This window comes from Brevundimonas sp. (assembly GCF_047617075.1).
Lineage (GTDB): Bacteria > Pseudomonadota > Alphaproteobacteria > Caulobacterales > Caulobacteraceae > Brevundimonas.
The window spans coordinates 377,688-396,258 of record NZ_JBLGCI010000001.1 but is presented as its reverse complement, the minus strand read 5'-3'; the positions used below and the strand labels follow the sequence as shown (position 1 = coordinate 396,258).

Annotated in this window: 15 protein-coding genes and 2 pseudogenes; 5 read left to right on the top strand and 12 right to left on the bottom strand. The window is 69.4% G+C overall.

Translation table 11 applies throughout. The annotated features are described in order from the left end of the window. The 3 genes and pseudogenes from ACI8U3_RS01940 to ACI8U3_RS01930 form a co-directional block, all read left to right on the top strand. A pseudogene (locus tag ACI8U3_RS01940) lies at positions 1 to 378 on the top strand (peptidase M56); the annotation flags it as partial. Positions 379 to 488: 110 nt separating this feature from the next. Next, positions 489 to 1,694 carry a pyridoxal phosphate-dependent aminotransferase gene (locus ACI8U3_RS01935; protein ID WP_415013172.1) on the top strand — a complete coding sequence of 402 codons (1,206 nt, stop codon included), beginning with the start codon at positions 489 to 491 and terminating at the stop codon, positions 1,692 to 1,694. A gap of 59 nt (positions 1,695 to 1,753) precedes the next feature. Then, positions 1,754 to 2,167: a CBS domain-containing protein gene (locus ACI8U3_RS01930; protein WP_415013171.1), complete on the top strand. Its 414-nt coding sequence runs from the start codon at positions 1,754 to 1,756 to the stop codon at positions 2,165 to 2,167. A 6-nt stretch (positions 2,168 to 2,173) separates the two neighbouring features. Here the strand turns inward: ACI8U3_RS01930 and ACI8U3_RS01925 are convergent, their stop codons facing one another. Together ACI8U3_RS01925 and ACI8U3_RS01920 are read right to left on the bottom strand one after the other, a co-directional pair. Then, complete coding sequence (locus ACI8U3_RS01925; RefSeq protein WP_415013170.1) at positions 2,174 to 3,169, bottom strand: DUF6607 family protein; 996 nt, start codon at positions 3,167 to 3,169, stop codon at positions 2,174 to 2,176. 44 nt (positions 3,170 to 3,213) lie between these two features. Next, positions 3,214 to 5,439 (bottom strand): TonB-dependent hemoglobin/transferrin/lactoferrin family receptor, encoded by a 2,226-nt coding sequence (locus ACI8U3_RS01920; RefSeq protein WP_415013169.1) that lies wholly within the window; start codon positions 5,437 to 5,439, stop codon positions 3,214 to 3,216. A gap of 148 nt (positions 5,440 to 5,587) precedes the next feature. Here ACI8U3_RS01920 and ACI8U3_RS01915 point away from each other — a divergent pair, with 148 nt between their 5' ends. Together ACI8U3_RS01915 and ACI8U3_RS01910 are read left to right on the top strand one after the other, a co-directional pair. Next, complete coding sequence (locus ACI8U3_RS01915) at positions 5,588 to 6,154, top strand: hypothetical protein (RefSeq protein ID WP_415013168.1); 567 nt, start codon at positions 5,588 to 5,590, stop codon at positions 6,152 to 6,154. A gap of 144 nt (positions 6,155 to 6,298) precedes the next feature. Next, positions 6,299 to 8,686 carry an ATP-binding protein gene (locus tag ACI8U3_RS01910; protein WP_415013167.1) on the top strand — a complete coding sequence of 796 codons (2,388 nt, stop codon included), beginning with the start codon at positions 6,299 to 6,301 and terminating at the stop codon, positions 8,684 to 8,686. A gap of 4 nt (positions 8,687 to 8,690) precedes the next feature. On the opposite strand, the gene ACI8U3_RS01905 is transcribed toward ACI8U3_RS01910, so the two are convergent. From ACI8U3_RS01905 to ACI8U3_RS01860, 10 genes and pseudogenes are all read right to left on the bottom strand, one after another. Then, positions 8,691 to 9,182, bottom strand: a complete 492-nt coding sequence (locus ACI8U3_RS01905; RefSeq protein ID WP_415013166.1) for a periplasmic heavy metal sensor — start codon at positions 9,180 to 9,182, stop codon at positions 8,691 to 8,693. Positions 9,183 to 9,196: 14 nt separating this feature from the next. Next, positions 9,197 to 9,619: a hypothetical protein gene (locus tag ACI8U3_RS01900; protein ID WP_415013165.1), complete on the bottom strand. Its 423-nt coding sequence runs from the start codon at positions 9,617 to 9,619 to the stop codon at positions 9,197 to 9,199. Next, positions 9,616 to 10,197 (bottom strand): annotated as a pseudogene (locus tag ACI8U3_RS01895) (RNA polymerase sigma factor); the annotation flags it as partial. The gene ACI8U3_RS01900 and the pseudogene ACI8U3_RS01895, both read right to left, overlap by 4 nt. A gap of 54 nt (positions 10,198 to 10,251) precedes the next feature. Continuing rightward, positions 10,252 to 10,851, bottom strand: a complete 600-nt coding sequence (locus tag ACI8U3_RS01890) for an EF-hand domain-containing protein (protein WP_415013164.1) — start codon at positions 10,849 to 10,851, stop codon at positions 10,252 to 10,254. A 72-nt stretch (positions 10,852 to 10,923) separates the two neighbouring features. Next, complete coding sequence (locus ACI8U3_RS01885; RefSeq protein ID WP_415013163.1) at positions 10,924 to 13,827, bottom strand: bifunctional [glutamine synthetase] adenylyltransferase/[glutamine synthetase]-adenylyl-L-tyrosine phosphorylase; 2,904 nt, start codon at positions 13,825 to 13,827, stop codon at positions 10,924 to 10,926. Then, positions 13,824 to 15,230, bottom strand: coding sequence for a sensor histidine kinase (locus ACI8U3_RS01880; RefSeq protein WP_415013162.1), 1,407 nt, complete (start codon positions 15,228 to 15,230; stop codon positions 13,824 to 13,826). Before ACI8U3_RS01880 ends, ACI8U3_RS01885 begins: the two co-directional genes overlap by 4 nt. Next, a complete protein-coding gene (locus tag ACI8U3_RS01875) occupies positions 15,227 to 15,628 on the bottom strand; it encodes an endonuclease domain-containing protein (protein ID WP_415013161.1) in 402 nt (133 codons plus the stop codon). The genes ACI8U3_RS01880 and ACI8U3_RS01875 overlap by 4 nt, the downstream gene beginning before the upstream one ends. A gap of 75 nt (positions 15,629 to 15,703) precedes the next feature. Next, a complete protein-coding gene (locus tag ACI8U3_RS01870) occupies positions 15,704 to 16,375 on the bottom strand; it encodes a response regulator transcription factor (RefSeq protein ID WP_415013160.1) in 672 nt (223 codons plus the stop codon). A 31-nt stretch (positions 16,376 to 16,406) separates the two neighbouring features. Continuing rightward, positions 16,407 to 17,963, bottom strand: coding sequence for a Do family serine endopeptidase (locus ACI8U3_RS01865; protein WP_415013159.1), 1,557 nt, complete (start codon positions 17,961 to 17,963; stop codon positions 16,407 to 16,409). A 105-nt stretch (positions 17,964 to 18,068) separates the two neighbouring features. Next, positions 18,069 to 18,545, bottom strand: coding sequence for a cytochrome c-type biogenesis protein CcmH (locus ACI8U3_RS01860; protein ID WP_415013158.1), 477 nt, complete (start codon positions 18,543 to 18,545; stop codon positions 18,069 to 18,071). Positions 18,546 to 18,571 lie beyond the last annotated feature (26 nt).

Genomic DNA, 18,571 nt, shown 5'->3' with positions numbered 1-18,571 from the left:
AGGGCGGAGGTGGCCGCCAACGCACCCGCAATCGCCCGTGCGCGTGCCGACGCCGAGGTGGCGCGGGTCCATGCGGCGCAGGCGCGCGAACAGGCGACGGCGGCCCGCGAGCAGGCGCGCGTCCATATGGCGGAGGCCCGCGTTCACATGCGCGAGGGCGCCGAGCAGATGCGCCAGGGCGCTCGGCAGATGCGCGAGGAGAGCCGCCGCCTGCGTGATCCGGCCTATCGCGCCCGCCAGATCGAGGAGAACCGGGAGCGCGGCCATACGGTGACCGATGCCGAACTGGTCGCCCTGGCGCCGCGCCTGGGCCGGCAGGCGGACGAACTGGAGGCTCAGGCCGAACGCATGGCCCGTCAGGCGTCCTCGGACATCTGACCCCTCTCACGCCGCCCTACGCCCTGTCCGTTCCGCCGGACAGGGCGTTTGCGCGTCCTTTCGCGGTTGCGTAAGACAGCGTTCTCCCCAACGCCACCCCCGGATCGCCTATGTCCAGCCTGCAGTCCTCCGCCCTCGCGCGCGTCAAGCCTTCGGCCACCCTGGCCGTGACCGCCAAGGCGCGCGAGCTCAAGCGGGCGGGCCGCGACGTGATCGGTCTGGGCGCCGGCGAGCCCGACTTCGACACCCCCGACAACATCAAACAGGCCGCCATCGCCGCCATCCAGCGCGGCGAGACCAAATACACCGACGTGGACGGCACGCCCGAGCTGAAGGCCGCCGTCGTCGCCAAGTTCGCGCGCGAGAACGGGCTGACCTACGAGACCAGCCAGATCCACGTGGCCCCCGGCGGCAAGGCTGTGCTGTACAACGCCCTGGTGGCCACCCTGTCGCCCGGCGACGAGGTGATCGTGCCGGCGCCCTACTGGGTCAGCTATCCGGACATGGTGCTGTTGGCGGGCGGCGAGCCGGTGGAGATCGTGGGCGAGGCCGCCGACGGCTTCAAGCTGAAGCCGGAGGTGCTGGAGGCCGCCATCACGTCCCGGACCAAGTGGCTGATCCTGAACAGCCCGTCCAACCCCACCGGCGCCGCCTACACCCGCGCCGAGCTGGAGTCCCTGGCCGAGGTCCTGCGCCGTCATCCCCACGTCTGGGTGATGACCGACGACATGTACGAGCATCTGGTCTACGGCGGGTTCGAGTACACCACCATCGCCCAGGTGGCGCCGGACCTGTACGAGCGCACCCTGACGGTCAACGGGGTGTCCAAGGCCTACGCCATGACCGGTTGGCGCATCGGCTATGCGGGCGGTCCCAAGCCCCTGATCGACCTGATGCGCAAGGTGGCGGGCCAGACCACGTCCAACCCCTCCTCCATCAGCCAGGCCGCCGCCGTGGAGGCCCTGAACGGGCCGCAGGATTTCATGGCCGTGCGCCGCGCCGCCTTCGAGAAGCGCCGCGATCTGGTCGTGTCCATGCTGAACGAGGCCGAGGGCATCACCTGCGCCACGCCCGAGGGCGCCTTCTATGTCTATCCGTCGGCCGAGGGCCTGATGGGCAAGAAGACCGAGAGCGGCGTCGTCATCGACAGCGACGAGGTCTTCGCCCGCGAGCTGCTGGAAGCCGAGGGCGTGGCGGTGGTGCACGGCGCGGCCTTCGGCCTGTCACCCTTCTTCCGCATCAGCTACGCCACGTCGGAAGATGTGCTGGAGGAAGCCTGCAAGCGAATCCAGCGGTTCTGCGCCTCGCTGGGCTGAGACCCGGAACCGCGCCTCTCGCGGCGGGTTCTTCTCCCATCATCCAAGGGAGAGACTCCATGAAAGTCCGCGACATCATGAGCCGCGACGTACAGGTCGCCCGTCCCGGCGACTCCATCCAGAACGTGGCCGGCCGCATGGCGGCGGGCGATTTCGGCTTCATGCCAGTGGCCGAGGGCGATCAGCTGGTGGGCACGGTGACCGACCGCGATCTGGTGGTGCGGGCCCTGGCCAGCGGCGCGGGCGCCGAAACCCCGGTCAGCGAGGCCATGAGCACCACGGTGGAGTGGCGCCGCGACGACGAGGATCTCAAGGACGTGCTGAAATGCATGTCCGACAAGCAGATCCGCCGCCTGCCGATCCTCGACAAGGACAACCGCCTTGTGGGCGTGGTGTCCCTCGGCGACCTGTCCACCCGCGTGAAGGAGAAGTACGCGGGAGAGGCTCTGGAAGACATCTCCCGCTCGAACTGACGCCGCTCAGAGGGCCGTGCCGGTCGCCTCGCCGATGGCCTGACGGGCCTCGGTGATGGCGGCGTCGGTGGTGGTCTCGCCCTGCTGGATTTGATTGGCCAGGCCCATCAGCAGCGGTCCGGTGACGGCGCCGAACTGGGGCTCTTCCTCCAGGGTGATGCCGCCCGTAGCCGCGATGACGTCGTCCCAGGCCTGACGCACCGCCGCCCAGTATTCGGCCGTGGCGGCCCAGTAGTCGTCGCCGGGCGCGGGGTCGAAGCCGTCGAAGCGGTCGTAGGTGTTGACCACGTCCTCCTGCACGTATGCGATCAGGTCGGCCGCATCGCCCTGGCCCTGTCCCAGCTTCATGTTGTCCTGCAGGTGCACCCAGCCCGCCGGGGTCAGGGCGTGGCGGTTCGAGCCCACATAGCGATCATAGACGGGGCCGCGCACGGCGTCGCGCCGGGCCAGCGGGCGGGCCGTGGCGTCGCTGGTCCACTGGGCCATGCCGTTGTCGAAGGTCCAGCGACCCACGCCTCCGTAACGGGGCGAGTCGTCGGTCTGCCAGACGGTCTGGGACCAGGCGCCCGCGCGCGCGGTCTCTGACACCGGCGTCAGGGTCCAGCGGTCGGGCCCGGCGTAGGTCAGCACCGTTTCCGGCTGATAGACCCAGTCCTGACGCCAGTGCTTGATCACATGGCTCTGGCCCTCGTGCTCCATGACCAGAATGTGCTGCAGCACGATGCGCTCGCCGGTGTCCTCCACCACGCGGACGATCTCGTGACCGCCGGACAGCTTGGGCTCCAGCGGCTCATAGCCGGGCTGGAAGGCCACGGTTTCGCGCATGTCGAAACGGACGCGGTAGTCCCCGGCCTGGGATAGGATGGCCTGCCGCTCCTGCTCGAACCGGGCCTGGGGCGCCTGGGCGGCGGCGGGCTGGGTCTGGGCCATGACAGGCGTGGCGAGGCCGACCGCCAGAACGGCGGCCAGGGCGACGGCGGGGGCGGCGGCGATGCGGCGCATGTGGGAATCCTCCTGCGATTGGTTCGCGTTATCGAATTATCGGGTCAGTAGCGCAAGGCCAGAGAGACCGAGAAATTCCGTCCCGGCTGGGTATAGGCGTCCAGCACCGCCGAGCTGGACGAAAGCCCGGCGATGTCGCTCCACCAGCCGTAGGTCTCGTCGAACACGTTGAACACGCCGGCGCGCAGGGTGACGCTGTCGTTGACGTTCCAGTAGGCGGTCAGGTCCAGCAGGGTGAAGTCGTCGCCGGTGAAACAGGTGTCGAAGCAGGACAGTCCGTCGGTTTCGTCCGCGTCCTTCCGGGCCGACCAGGTCACGATCGCCTGCCCGCCCCAGCGGCCCGCCGGCTCGGCGTAGCCAAGGCCAGCCACCAGCTTGATGGGATCGACGGTGGGTAAGGCCGCGCGCGCGCCGTTTTCCACCTGTTCGCCGTCCGCATAGAAGAAGGCCGTGGTGACGTTGAACCCGTTGCCCCAGGCGATGTCGCCGCGCGCCTCGAAACCGTGCACCGAGACGCTGCCCAGGTTCACGTACTGATAGATCAGCGGATCGACACCGGGGATGCCCGTGCCGCCCACCACGATCTGGCTGATGAAGTCGTCGTAGTCGGAGCGGAACGCAGCCAGCTGGAGCCGCGCGTCACCGCCCGCCACCTGCACATTGCGGAAGCGCAGGCCGCCCTCGATGCTGGTGCTAGTCTCCGGCCCCAGGTCCGGGTTCGGAATGGAGGTGTAGCCGAACAGCGGATTGGCGAAATAGTTGTTCACCTGCATGGGCGACGGCGCCTTGAAGCCCTCGGCCACGTTGGCGAACAGGCCGAAGGTTTCCGTCGGCCAGTAGACCACGCCCAGCTTGGGCGAGACGTGGCCGTCGCTCTGGCCCTCCACCGTCGCGCCGCTGTACAGTGCGTCATCCTCGGGCGTCAGTTCGTACCAGTCGTAGCGCAGGGCCGGGGTGACGATGAGGCGCCCGTCCAGCATGACGATCTCGTCCTGAACGAACAGGCCGGCCAGGCTGTAGTCGGTGATCGGAACCGGACGGTTGGGGAAGGTTTCGCCCGCCCCGGGAACCGTGCCGTCGCGGATGGCTTCCTGGGTGGTTTCGGACCAGTCACCGCCGAAGGTGACGCGGTGCTCCGCCGCCCCGCCCCGCCCGAAGGTGCGCTGTCCCTGGGCGTTCAGGCCATAGACCCTGTTGTCGAAGGTCACGTCCCGGGTGCGGTCAACGGCCGGGTCACGGTCCTCGAAGGTGAACTGCCGGGTCGTGGCGTCCTGCCAGTAAACGGCCCACGATCCGCGATCCAGACCGAGGACATCCGTGAAGCGGTGATCGAGGCTGATCCGGTCGCGCTGCTGCTCGTCCTCGCCCAGCACCTGAAGGGTGGCGTTGGGCTGGAACGGCGGGACGGCCGGGCCGCGGCTGCTAAGAGAATCGCCCGCCATGTCGGAGTCATAGTGATCCCAGGTCAGGCGCAAGCGGTGGTTCGGCGCGGCCTGCCAGACCAGCTTGCCCAACACGGCGTTGGACGAAAAATCGATGGGGTTGGGCGCGGTGCGAGCGGACGTTTCGCTGAAATTGTCGCCCTGGTTCTCGGTCTCCTGCGCGTCCCGGCGCGTATAGGCCAGCAGGCCCGACAGGGCGCCGTTGGATCCGGCGATGGCGAGACCCTCGGTCCAGCCCTCGTCGGCCGACGCATAGGCGACCCGGCCTCGCGCGGTGAACACCTGCCCGCGCAGCATGTCTTCGGGATCCTTGGTGGTGAAGCTGACCGCACCGGCGATGCCGTCCGACCCGTACAGCGCCGAGGCGGGTCCGCGCAGAATCTCCACCCGCTGCATCAGGTCCAGGTCGCTGTAGCCGCCGCGCCCCACATTCTGGGCTCCGAAGGTGAACCCGGCCGGCACGCGGATGCCATCGGTCACGATCAGAACCCGGTCGCCCCCCATGCCCCGGATGGTGAAGCCCGAGTTGCCGTCCCGCCCCGCGCCCGACAGGGCGGCGGTGAACCGCTGGGGGCTGGTGGGTACGCTGACGCCCGGCTCGAAGCGAACCAGATCCTTGATGTCGGTGTACAGGTTCTCCTCGATCTCCTCGGCGGTGATGACGCTGACAGTGACGGGAATCTCGTCCGTGCGGGCTTCGTTGCGCGTGGCGATGACCGTAACCGGCGCCACGTCCGTCGGCTCGGCCACGACAGCGGCGTCCTCGGCCCAGGCGGCGCCCGCGGTCAGGCTCAGGATGGCGGAGGTGGAAAGCAGAAACGTGCGCATGAGATACGGCCCCGGTTGTTGTTGTGCGGCGCAATTAATGCGAACGATTTGCAGACGCAATATCAATAATTATTTCCCTGTCGAAACGGGCCGCTAACCCTGCCCTTGCATGATTGTCGGCAGTTTTACGGAGCATCGGGGGCCGGCCATGGCGCGCGCGCAGTTTCAGAAAGGCCAGAAGGTCTGGGTCGAGTGCGTCGGCGCCTGGGCCTATATCGAGAAGGTCCAGCCCGTCTGGGCCAAGGGGTTCGAGGAACCGGTGCGCGTCACCTATGACGTGGGGCTGGGGCGCGAGTTCACCGCCGCCGAGCTGATGCTGCCCCAGGATGACGCCGCCGCCGCGAACATGGGCGAGTGGCGGCTGCTGCGCGCCCGCAACAAGTGGCAACTGGCCGAGGATTGCCAGCACCACCCCTTCCCCGGCACCTATCCCGTCGTGGTCACCGATCCGGCGGATTGGGGCGGCTGGCGGGTGCCCGGCGCCGAGTATGATCGGGACCCGGACAAGATCGAGGCCCAGGCCCGGCTGATCGCCGCGTCGCCGGGTCTGATGAAGCTGGCCGAGGATCTGGCCACGTCCATCGACGAAAATGTGGACGAGGCGCCGCCCGAGTTGATCCGTCTGGCCCGCGCCGCGCGGGAGATCCTCAAGTCGGTCAAGACCGTGCCGGGCCCGCCCGGCGAAATCGAAGCGCCCGTGACGGCCACAGCCTGAAACGCGGCCTCGACACGAATCCGCGACGCACCCTAGGCTGCACGTTCTGACGAATCGTGCGGGAGACGCGTTTTGCGGGCGGATGAACGCCGCAGGTCCGGGCCAGGACGCCGCGCGGCGGATCGGGCGTCAAGCGGCTTCGGCATGCCCGCATGGATTCGCGTGGCCGTTCTGGTGGCGACGCTGGGCCTGGCCATCTACTCCCTGCTCTATGTACGCCAGGCGGGCGACCGTCCCCGGCAACAGGCCGTCGAGGCGTCTCGGGTGCTGGAATGGCGCGCCGAGCTGACCGCCGCGCGGCTGGACGCGCAGGCCGCCCGTGCGCGCCTTGGACTGATCGCCGGATCCAGACAACTGCGGCTGACGCCGGGACGGCCGCTGGACGCGGTCGAGGCGGCGCGCGCCGAGGCGCAGGGCTTCGCCTTCGCGGCGCTTGATGCCCAGGGCGGGATCGCCGCGACGGCGGGCGCTGACGCCGCCGCGTTCGAGGCCGCGGCATCCGGACCAGCCGTGACGCGGGCGGCGAACGGCGAGGCCCTGCTGCTTCGGCAAGAGGCCGGCGATGGTCGCATGATCGTCGCGCGCCTGCCCCTGCCGAACCTCAGCGCCGCCCTGGCCGTCCAGAACATGGCGGTCAGCGTAGCGTCCGGCGACACGATCATCGCTTCGTCCCGCCCCGCCTGGCTGGACCAACCGCTGACGGTGCTGGGCGCCACCGAGGCGGACCTGGCCGACGCCGACGGCGGGACCCTCGCCCTCACCGCCGACGGCGGCGAGCTTCGCGCCGCCACGGGCAGAATTCAGTCCGCGCCCATGACCGTCATCGCCACGGCGCCGGCCGGAGCGACCGGCGTGCTGAACCTCATGGGCGACGCCTGGATCCTGATCGGGCCGCTGGGTCTGGGACTGGGCCTTACCGCCGTGGTGCTGTTTCAGGAGCGGCGGGCGCGGCGCGCGACCCGCAACTGGGCCGACACCGAGCGCCGTTTCCACAGCGCGGTGGAGGCGGCGCGCTGTGGCGTGTGGGAATGGAATCTGGACCGGGACGAGGTGATCCTGTCCGACGTCATGGCCGGGATGCTGGGATTCGACCGGGGCGGAGCGGTATCCACCGATGAGGTGATCGAGCGTCTCCACCCGCGACACCAGGAGGCCGCGCGGCACGCCCTGCGTCAGGCGACCGCCTATGGGGTGCTGGAGATCGACGTGCGGGTCGAGGCGCCGGACCAGCCGCCCCTTTGGATGGAGCTGCGCGGCCAGGCCCTGCGCGGGCGGCGCAACGACGGCTACGACCACCTCATGGGCGTGGCGCTGGACATCACCGAGTCCCGCCGCGCCAAGGCCCAGGCCCAGGCTGCGGAAAGCCGTCTGCGCGACGCCATCGAAAGCGTCTCGGACGCCTTCGTTCTGTTCGACCGCTACGGCCGGCTGATCCTGTGGAACAGGGCCTTCCAGGACGCCTTCGGCTATCAGGACTCGCACCTGAAGCGCGGCGCCCAGAAGGACGAACTTAACCGGATCGCGGCCCTGGCCATCCGCAAGGATCAGCCCTCGGCGGACGGTCGTCCCGGCATCCGGGAAATCGAGCTGGCCGACGGTCGCTGGCTGCAGCTGTCCGAGCGGTTCACCGGCGACGGCGGGTCGGTGGTCACGGCGGCGGACATCACCATGGTCAAGCGCCAGGAAGTCGAGCGCAAGAAGTCCGCCGACGCCCTGCGCCAGTCGGTGACCCAGCTCGAGCGCAGCCAGGAAGAGCTGTCCCTGCTGGCGCGCAAGTACGAAGTGGCCATGACCCGCGCCGAGGCCGCCAATCAGGCCAAGAGCGAGTTTTTGGCGAACATGAGCCACGAGCTGCGCACCCCGCTGAACGCCATCAATGGGTTCTCTGAGATCATGGCCGGCGAGATGTTCGGGCCGCTGGGCGACGAGCGCTACAAGGGTTACGCCAAGGACATCCTCAACTCGGGTCAGCACCTGCTGGCGCTCATCAACGACATCCTCGACATGGCCAAGATCGAGGCGGGCAAGATGACCCTGCACTACGAGGCCGTGGATCTGGGCGAAGTCTGCCAGGACGCCATCCGCCTGATGCGCGGCCGGGCGCAGGAATGCGGCCTGACCCTGACGCTGGAGGCTCCGCAGACGCCTGAAATCGAGGCGGATTACCGGGCCCTGAAACAGGTTCTGCTGAACCTGATCTCGAACGCGGTGAAGTTCACGCCGGAGGGCGGATCCATCACCGTGTCGGCGGACCAGACCGGCGACCTGATCCGCGTGTCGGTGCGCGACACGGGCATCGGCATCGCCGCCGAGGATCTGGCCCGTCTGGCCCAGCCCTTCGAACAGGTGGAGGGGCAACACTCCAAGACCACCCAGGGCACCGGGCTGGGCCTGGCCCTGACCAAGTCGCTGATCGAGATGCACCACGGCGAGCTTGCGATGGAAAGCGAGCCAGGTCAGGGCACCACCGTCAGCTTCACTTTGCCCGTCCACCGGCCCGCCGCAGTCATGGACGAAGCCCAGGCGGCGTGACCGATTATTCGTTGGTATCCGGCGGGGTTTGCTGATCGCTGCTTTCGCCGCTGCGGCGGCCATGGCGATGATGGCGCTTCAGCAGGGTGGACATGCGGGCGCGGTCCTCGGGCGACAGATCCGACAGGATGCGGACGGCCTCCACCTCCAGCCGCGCACGGCCCCGAAATTCCGAGGCGCGGGACTGTTCCAGCAGGGCGCTGACCCTCGCGGGGTCGAAATCCTCGCTCTCGGTCAGGGCGATGGCCTGTCGGCGCGCCTCGCGGGCTTCGCGGAAATCCGGCCTGGCCGACAGGGCGGCGGCGCGCAGTTCGGCGCGGACCGGCTCACGCCACGCCGGCTCGATGGTGTCGATGACTTCCATCAGCGGCACGCGAACGCGGCTGGACCGGGCGTCCTCCACGCGGTCCTCTGCGACCTCGCGGGTCACCCAGACCGTGACTCCCGCCGCAACGGCGAACAGGTTCAGGGCCAGCGAGACCGCCAAGGCGATCATCAATGCGCGCCTGCTCATTCCAGAACCTCGGTATCGTCCAGCGCCAGAAGCTGGGATTGATAGAGAACCGCGTCCGCCTCGGCCTGGGCCACCGCGGGTTGGGACAGGTTGAGCCCCACCAGCACCCCCGCCGCGCAGGCCACGGCCCATCCGGCGCCAGAGGCCCAGGCCAGCCGGCCGAAGGCGAAGCGCGCGCGAGGCTTCAGACCCGCCGTCGCCGCCATGGCGATCACGCGCTCGCGCAGGTCATGGCTGACCAGGGCGCGCGGCGAGGCGTCCAGCGCCAGATCCATCTGGCGCGCCTCGAACAGCAGCCGTTCGGCTCCCTGCGGATCGGCGTCCATGAAGGCGCGCGCGGCCGCCCGCTCGGCTTCGGGCCAGCGGCGCGGATCGGCGCCGTAGGCATCCGCCAGATCCTGAAAACGTTGCGCATTCATCTCAGCACACCTTCACTTCTGGCCGTCTCGGCCAGCGACGCCCGCAGGGCGCGTCGACCGCGCGACAGCAAACTCTCCAGCGCCTCGACGCTGATGTCCATCAGGGCCGCAGCCTCGATATTGCCCAGCTCCTGATAGTGGCACAGCACGATGGCCTCGCGCTGGCGTTCCGGCAGGGCCGCCAGCGCCGCGTCCACCCGCGCGCCCAGCTCCGCCGCCTGCAATCCCTGATCCGGCGACGGCCCGGGATCGGCCCGGTCCGGAACCGTATCCGTCAACACCTCGCGCCGTCGACGCAGCCGGTCGTAGCAGAGGTTCAGCGCCACCCGGTGCAGCCAGGTGTCGAACCGCGCCTTGCCCGGCTTCCACCGCGGCGCCTGGCGCCACGCCTTCAGCATCGCCTCCTGCGCCACGTCCTCGGCCTCCGAGGGGTCGTTCAGCATGCGCTGCGCCAGCGCCAGCATGCGCGGAAGCTTGCGCGCGACCATGGCCTGGATCGCCGCGGGGTCGCCCTGACCCACGCGGCTCACCAGATCTTCGTCGGGATCGACCACCCGTGTCGCCAAGCCGGCTCGCTCCGTTTCCCTGCGGGCGGGCCGACCGGACCGATCCGGTCTGTCCCGACATCACCCCTACTCCGCCGCCTGGGCGCGGCGTTCGGCCCGGCGGGCCTGACGTTCGGCGCGGCGCGCCTCGCGCTGCGCACGCATTTCGGCGCCGGTGACGAAACCATCCCCGTCCGCGTCCATGCGGCCGAACTGTTCGGTCGCGCGCTGGCGCGCCTGTTCGATGTTGACGCCCTGACCGCCCTGGTCAAGTCGCATGCCCATGCGTTGGCCGCGATGACCGCGCCAGCCGCGTCGCTGACCCGCCTCGCCGCGCTCGGCCCGGCGTTCGGCCATGCGTTCCACGCGCTGGGCGTGCGACGCATCATACTCGGCGCGGGTGATGGAGCCGTCGCTGTCAGCGTCCATGCGCTCGAACATCCGGTTGCGGCGTTCGACCATGCGGGCCTGACGCTGAGCCTGCATTTCCTCGCGGGCGACCACGCCGTCGCCATTGGCGTCCATGGCGGTCAGGCGGGCGACCCGCCGGTCCACGAACTCGGCCTGGCTGACCCGCGCGTCGGCGTCCATGCGCCAGCCGCGCTGACCCTCATCGTTCGTCTGGGCGATCGCGGCCCCGCTCATGGCCAGGGCGGCGACGCCGCCCAGCACAATCATCTTCCTCATGGATTCATTCTCCTGATCCGCCCGCGAAGGGCGGCGCTGGTCGTCCCTGTCGAAAGGTTCAACGAGCGGGCGTCAGGATTCCGTCGCGGGCGAGGTCAGCGGCCCCAGCAGGGCCTCCAGCGCCGCCCGCGCCGCCGTTCTCCGAGCGGCCAGTTCCGTCTTCAGCGCATCGAAGCTGTCGAACCCGGCCACACCCGCCAGCCGTTCTCGGAACTCGGCGGGTTCGGCCTCCGGGTCCGGGTCGCCCTCGAACGCGCAGCGGATCACCTGGCCGATGGACTGTTGCAGGCTCCAGGCCTTGCCGAATACCGCGTCCAGTCCCGGCGCCGACAGGGCCTCCACCGTCGAGACGGTCAGCGGTTCCCCCCGCGCAGCCGCCAGAAGCTGGCTGTGCTGGGCCGCGAACTCGCAGTCCACCTGGCCGCCGGGCGCCAGCTTCAGTTCCCACAGTCCGCCGCCGGGCCGCTCCCGGTCCATCAGGGCGCGCATGTCGCGCACGTCGCGCGTCACCTGCTCCGGGTCGCGTGGTCGGCGCAGGGCCGTCTGGATGGCGCCGGCCACCCGCTGGCCAAAGGCCGCCTCGCTGGACCACACCACCCGTGCGCGGGTCAGAGCCAGAAATTCCCAGGTCTCGGCCTCGCCGGCGTAGTAGTCCTCCAGCGCCCGGAAACTGACCGACACCGGCCCGGCGCGTCCCGAGGGACGCAGACGCATGTCCACTTCGTACAGGGCGCCCTCCGCCGTGTGCGCCGACAGGGCCGCGATCAGGCGCTGGGTGAAACGGCCATAGAAGGTGTCGGCGCTCCAGCCTTTCCTTTCGGACATGCCGGCGGGATCATCGGCTTCATAGACCGTCATCAGGTCCAGATCGGACCCGGCGGTCATCTCACGCGATCCGGCCTTGCCCAGAGCCACCACGGCGATGCGGCCCGCGAAGGCGCCGCCCTGGCGCGTCACTTCCTTCAGGGCGGCGGCGGACAGGGCGCGGATCGAGACATCGGCCAGATCGGCGTAGGCGTGGCCCGCGCTGTCGGCGTGGGCGCGCCCGGTCAGGGTCTGGATGCCGATGCGGAAGATCTGGTCGCGGTGGATGCGCCGAACCACGTTCATGGCCTCCTCGAAATCGCTTTCACCCACCGCCTCGGCTACCAGTTCGTCCAGCACCCCGGTGTCCTGATCCAGCGGCTCCAGAAAGCGGGCGTCCAGCATGCTGTCCAGGGCGGCGGGATAGCGCGCCAGGGTCCGGGCCAGACGCGGGGCGAAGGCCATGACCCGCACGATCAGGGCGAACAGCTCGGGCTGGGCCAGAAACAGCGACTGGATCTGCGTGCCCGCCGACAGTCCGGCGAAGAAGGTGGAGAACCGCGCGAAGGCGGCGTCCGGCGCCCCGGTCTCGGCCAGAGCCGTCAGAAGACGCGGCGCCAGTCGGGTGAACAACTCTCGCCCGCGCGCCGTACGGGTGGCCCCGACGCGGCCGTGGTGCCAGCCCCGGATCGTATCCGCCACGCTTTCGGGATTGGAGAATCCCATACGCTCCAGCGTCTTCAGGGTCTCCGGATCGTTTTCCACGCCTGTGAAGACGAGGCTGCCCCAGGGCGAGGACAGGTCTTCCTCGTCCGAGAACAGCTCGCCATAGCGGCGGTTGACGCTTTTCAGCAGGGTCTCCACGCCCGCGTCGAACGCGGCCAGGTCCGCCTCACCGGACAGGGCGGCGACGGCGGCGCGGCGCTCGGCGGGTTCCGGCAGGGTGTGGGTCTGTTCGTCTGCCAGCATCTGGATGCGGTGCTCCAGCCCCCGCAGGCGGTCGTAGGCGGCGGACAGCTCGACGCGGACCGTCTCGTCCACATGGCCCGCCGCGGTCAGGGCGGCCAGCGCCTCAAGCGTTCGGGGCGCGCGCAGGCCGGGATCTCGGCCGCCCAGGATCAGCTGCTGGGTCTGGACGAAGAACTCGATCTCGCGGATGCCGCCCCGGCCAAGCTTCAGATTGGCGCCCGCCGCGTGCAGGCCCTCGCAGGTCTTGAAGGCATGGATCTGGCGCTTGATGGAATGGATGTCGGCGATGGCGTGATAGTCGAGGCTGCGTCGCCAGATAAAGGGCGCCAGCTCCGCGAGGAAGGCCTCGCCCTCCCGCAGATCGCCGCACACCGGCCGCGCCTTGATGAAGGCCGCCCGCTCCCAGTTCTGGCCCACGGATTCGTAATAGGCCATGGCCGCGGGCGCCGGGACCACCGGCGGGGTCGATGACGGATCAGGACGCAGCCGCAGGTCGACCCGGAACACGTAACCGTCGCCGGTCCGCTCCGAAAGCAGGCTTGCCACCCCCTGGGCCAGGCGATTGACGAACGGCTGGGCCTCCACGCCGGGCGCCAGGGCCGTCTCGACCACATCAGGATCGTGGAAGAAAGAGATGTCGATGTCGCTGGAATAGTTCAGCTCATGCGCGCCGTGTTTGCCCATGGCCAGGGCGAACAGGCCGGGCACGGGGCCGCGCGGATCGTCGGCGGCGCTGACCAGCTTGCTTCTCTGGCGCGTGTCATGGGCCACGGCGCGCAGAGCGGCGCGGGTGGCGGCGTCGGCGAAATCGGTCAGGGCGCCGGTGACCTGGTCCAGATCCCACACCCCGCCTAGGTCGCACAGGGCCGTCAGCAGATGCAGGTCCGCCTTCAGCCCCCGCAGGGGCGCGCGCAGGTCGTCGGCGCCGCCCGCAAGCGCCTCGGTTTCCTTCAGAATGTCCGCCAGCCGCTGGTCCGGCTCGGCCTCAAGGATCGCGCGCAGCCTCCCGGGCGACCGCCGTGGCAGACCCGCCAGATAGGGCGCGGCGGCGAAGACCGGCTCCAGCGCGGGCCACGCGGCGTCGAGGGTCTCCAGCCAGCCGCCTTCACGCGCGGCGACCTCAATCGGTTCACGGGTTCGCGCGGCCAGTTCCGCGTCCAGCACCGGCCCGCCGGGCCTGATCTTTTCGGCCAGTCCGGTCATTCGGCGGGCGGCAGGACCAGGGCGACCCGCAGACCCGGCCCCGTGTCGTCCACCACGCCCGGGCCTTCATCCAGATAGATTCGGCCACGGTGCGCCTCGGCCACCGCCGCCACCAGCGACAGGCCCAGGCCGGAACCCGGCTCGGTGCGACTGTTCTCCAGCCGCACGAAGCGGTCCAGAACGCGCTTGCGGTCCTCGTCGGGCACGCCGGGGCCGGTGTCGGTGACGGAAAACTCCACCTGGCCGCTGGACCGACGGCGGGCGCGCAGCATCACCGCGCCGCCCGGCGGCGTGTACTTGATGGCGTTGTCGATGAGGTTGGCCAGAGCCTGGGCCAGGAACGGCCGGTTGGCGCGGATCATCAGGCCCTTGTGAATTTCGGAGTCGAACTCCAGCCCCTTGTCCTCGGCGGCGGGCTCGTACAGCTCGGCCATGTCGCCGGCCAGATCGGCGGCGTCGAACACCTCGGTCTGGGGCTCCCGGGACGCCTGCAGGCGGGCGATGGCCAGCACGGTGTTGAAGGTTTTCAGCAGTTCATCGGCCTCGGCCAGCGCCATCTGCAAGGCGTCATTGGCGTCGATGCGCCCGGCCTCCGCATCGATCAGGGCCACCTCCAGCTTGGCCCGCATTCGGGTCAGGGGGCTGCGCAGATCGTGGGCGATGGCGTCCCCGGCGTGGCGGATCGAAGCCATGGACGCCTCCAGCCGGTCCAGCATGCCGTTCAGGCCCGCGCCCAGCTCATCCAGTTCATCGCCCGTGCCGCGCACCTCGGCCCGCGCCTTCAGGTCGCCGCCCTTCACCGCCGTAACCACGGTGTTGAACCGGCCCATGGAGCGTTCAAGATTGCGGCTGATGAGCAGGCCGCCGCCCAGCCCCAGCACCACCACCAGCAGCATGGCGCCCCACAGGGCCTGGGTCAGGCGGTCCAGATAGGCTTCGGTGTCGCCGATGTCCTCGCCCACGAACAGGATTTCGCCGCCCGAGAGGCGCATCTGCACGCCGAGGGCCTGGCGCTTGACGATACGGCCCGCCTCGTCGGTGTCGGTCAGGCGAAACGCCTCCCACCGCTCGCCCGGATCCTCGGCGGTGGGGACGATGGGGGACTGTTCGATATTGCCGGTGATGACCTCGGAGTCCGGCGTCATCAGCAGATACAGATAGGGCCCGCCGCGAATGGTGCGGTCCACCAGCGCCTGATTCAGCGCATTGCGGCCCCGCTCGCGGTAGATGGCGGTCAGCACCCCCACCTCCCGCCGCACGTCCGCCTCGGCCCGCGAGCGCGCCTCGGACGCCGAGGCCAGATAGACATAGGCCAGCACCGCCGACGCCGCCGCCGCGAACAGCGCCACGAACATCAGCGTCAGCCGAAAGGGCGTGCGCCGGAAGAGCGAGGGCAGCTTCACAGGATATCTCCCTCCCCGTCCCGGGGAGGGGGGCTGGCGCGAAGCGACAGCCGGGTGGGGCGGGCAAGGCAACGGTCCCGCACCGTCTGAACGACGTCATCCAGAGCATCCCGAACGGACAAATTCGAGAACCGCAACGTCAGAAATCCCTCTCTCGACAACACCGCGTCCCGCACCCTGTCCTTACGCTGTCGGTCTTCGCAATCGTGCGACGCACCGTCCACCTCGACAATCAGCAGCCTGTCGATGCAGACGAAGTCGAGAATATAGCCTCTCATGGGCGCCTGTCGGCGGAAATGCAGGCCTTCGGCCCGCAGTCTGCGCAGCGCGCCCCACAAGCGCGCTTCGGCGGGCGTCAGTCGTTTCCTGAGGGCCCTTGCCCTGGCGATGACGGCCATGTCGCCGAGCCCTCCCCACCCGGTCGCTGCGCGACCGCCCTCCCCGAACGGGGAGGGAGAACGCCGCGCGAAACCTCAGGCTTCCAAACGATACCCCGCCCCGCGCACCGTCTGCAGCATGGCCTTGTCGAAGCCCTTGTCGATCTTGGCGCGCAGACGGCTGATGTGGACGTCGATGACGTTGGTCTGGGGGTCGAAATGGTACTCCCACACCTTCTCAAGCAGCATGGTGCGGGTCACCGACTGGCCGGCGTGGCGCATGAGGAATTCCAGCAGCTGGAACTCGCGCGGCTGCAGGTCGATCTCCTGACCCGCCCGATGCACCTCGCGGCTGATCAGGTTCATCTCCAGATCGCCGACCTTCAGCACCGTCTGCACCCCGCCGGTTTCGCGGCGGCGGGACAGGGCCTCGACCCGGGCGATCAGCTCGGCGAAGGCGTAGGGCTTGACCAGATAGTCGTCGGCCCCGGCCTTCAGGCCCGTGACCCGGTCCTCCACCTCGCCCAGCGCCGACAGGAACAGCACGGGGGTCTGGTCCCCGTCCTTGCGCAGGGTCTCGACCATGCCGACCCCGTCCAGGCGCGGCATCATGCGGTCCACCACATAGACGTCGAAGCCGCCCTTCTGGGCCTCCACGAGGCCATAGGCGCCGTCCACGGCGTGGGTCACCTCGTGCCCCGCCTCCGACAGGCCGCGCACCATGGCGCCCGCGGCCTCCTCATCATCCTCGACCACCAGTATGCGCATCAGCCCCGTCTCCAGAATCGCTCTCGCGACCCTACTCCTCGTCGCCGTCCAGTTCGAGAACCACCGGCGTGTTGCCCTGACTGGTGCGCACAAACAGCAGAATGCTCGGCCGTCCGGCTTCTCTCAGGCGCTGCACGGTGGCGCGCAGCTCATCCACCGTCGTCACCGGCCTGCGGTCGGCGCTCTGGATGACCATGCCGGGCTCGAACCCTATGCGGGCGGCGGCGGAGCCGGACTCAGCACCAAGGATCACCAGGCCGTTGACCTGCGGATCAATGCCGTACTGCTGACGCAGGGCCGCGCTCATCGGCGCGACACGCAGCCCCTCGACCACGACGCCGGCGGTCGCCGGCCTCTCCGGGGAGCCGTTCTGCTCACCCGGCGTAGGATTGTTGAGTTCATCTTCCGGGGGACGCACACCCGCGCGGACATTCAGCTGGACGCGGCGTCCCTCACGCAGGACCGTCAGGCGCAGCGTATCGCCGGCCCGCGCCTGACCGACCCGTCGCGTCAGGTCGGTGTTGTTCCGCACCGCGTCGCCGTTCATCTCCGTGATGACGTCCTCGGCGCGCAGGCCAGCCTCTGCGGCAGGGCCGCCCGGCGTGACGTCGTTGATGTATGCGCCAGTCACGTCTTCACCCAGGCCCATGGCTTCACGCATGTCAGGCGTGAGCGTGCCGATCTGCACGCCCAGATAGCCGCGCTCAATCGTGCCCCCCTGCATCAGCTGCTGGGTCACGCGCTGGGCCACGTCAGCGGGGATGGCGAAGCCGATGCCCACGGACACGCCCGTGGGCGAGAAGATCGCCGTGTTCACGCCGATGACCCGGCCATAAATGTCGAAGGTCGGGCCGCCCGAGTTGCCCCGGTTGATGGGCGCGTCGATCTGGATGAAGTCGACATATTGATCGCCGATGTCGCGGCCGCGCGCCGAGACGATCCCGGCCGTAGCCGAGGCGCCGAGGCTGAAGGGATTGCCCAGGGCCACCACCCAGTCGCCTACGCGAGGCTGGGCCTCGGTTTCGAACTGGACGAAGGGAAAATTGCCGCCGTCCACCTTCAGGACGGCCAGGTCGGTCAGTTCATCGCGGCCCACGACCCGGGCCGTCAATTCGCGGTCGTCGGTCAGGCGCACGGTGATCTCGGACGCGTTCTCGACCACGTGGTTGTTGGTGACGATGTAGCCGTCCGCCGAGATGAAGAAGCCCGAGCCGGAGCCGGCGCCCTCCATGGTCGGCGGTTCACCCTCTTCGCCTTCCGGCTGCGGCGGCGCGGAGAAGGGGAACGGCAGACCCGGAATATTGGGGAAGCCGCGCATGGTCGGGCGCGGCACCCGCGTGGTCACGTCGATCTGCACCACGGCGGGCGAGACCTGGTCGATGATGTCGGCGAAGGAATTGGGCGCGCCCGGGGGCGGCTGGAACAGCACGGCGCCGGCGGTGGAGGCCGGAACCAGTCCGCCGCGCATCTCGGCGCGCTGCTCCTGGGCGCCGGCCGTGGGCCAGTCGATGATCCCGCCGGCGGTCGCGGCGGCGGCGAAGGTCAGTCCGACCGCGGCGCCCAGAATGAATTCCTTACGCTTCAGCATCGTCGTCCTTGTGTCGTTTCGGCGGGACCGAAAGGCGGCCCCGTGCCCCTTGATATAACCCTATGACGCGGCGCGCCAACGGGAACCAGTTACGGATCATACAGATCAGGGATGATCATGGGGCGAGGATGCGTCCAAATCCGGGCGACCGGCCAACCGTTTTTCCAGCGCGGCTTCTTCCTCCGGCGTCAGGGGCGCGACATCGGCCGGGCGGCGGCGCAGGGTCGTGAGCAGAACGCCCCCCGCGATCAGCACCACCAGAAACGGCCCCAGCCACAGCAGCAGCGTTCCGGCCCGGAACGGCGGGCGGAACAGCACATAGTCGCCATAACGGCGCACCAGCCCGGCCTCGATCTGTTCATCCGTGCGGCCCGCCGCCACCTCGTCGCGCACCAGACGGCGCATGTCGGCGGCGATCCCGGCGGGGGAATCGGCGATGGATTCGTGCTGGCAAACGACGCAGCGGATGTCCTCGAACAAATCCTGCGCCCGCGCCTCCTGCGCCGCATCAGGCAAGGGCTGGTCGGGCGCCGCCGCCGGTTCGGCGAAGGCCATCAGGAGCACGGCGGCGATTACAACCAATCCCCTCTCCCATTGGGAGAGGGCTG